This window comes from Pseudoalteromonas sp. 19-MNA-CIBAN-0066, assembly GCF_040308705.1.
Taxonomy (GTDB): domain Bacteria; phylum Pseudomonadota; class Gammaproteobacteria; order Enterobacterales; family Alteromonadaceae; genus Pseudoalteromonas; species Pseudoalteromonas nigrifaciens.
The window spans coordinates 1-274 of record NZ_JBEONZ010000198.1 but is presented as its reverse complement, the minus strand read 5'-3'; the positions used below and the strand labels follow the sequence as shown (position 1 = coordinate 274).

Annotated in this window: 1 protein-coding gene; it reads right to left on the bottom strand. The window is 38.0% G+C overall.

Going from position 1 to position 274, the window contains the following annotated elements; all coding sequences use genetic code 11:
- Window positions 1-260, bottom strand: a 260-nt coding sequence (locus tag AAEZ18_RS18800) for a DUF418 domain-containing protein (protein ID WP_502935421.1), incomplete at its 3' end; no start/stop codon positions are given.
- Window positions 261-274 lie beyond the last annotated feature (14 nt).

Sequence of the window (274 nt, the reverse complement as noted above, 5' to 3'; positions counted from 1 at the left end):
AATATGAGCTGCAGTGCAACTAATGACGTTGCAACTAACCAGTAGTCAATACGATCAAAATTGAGCACCCAGTGTGTAAATAGCACTTTATATAACAACAGTTGTATGAGTGTTTGGCTAATATATAAAGTAAATGCTAAGCGCCCCGCTTGTTGAATAAGCGTGCCAACGTGTGCGCTGTTATTGCAAAATTTAACAATTAAATGAATATACAGCGTAGCCATACCTAACGCCGCAAACATATTTATAAATTCTTGCACCCCATATCCTAAGC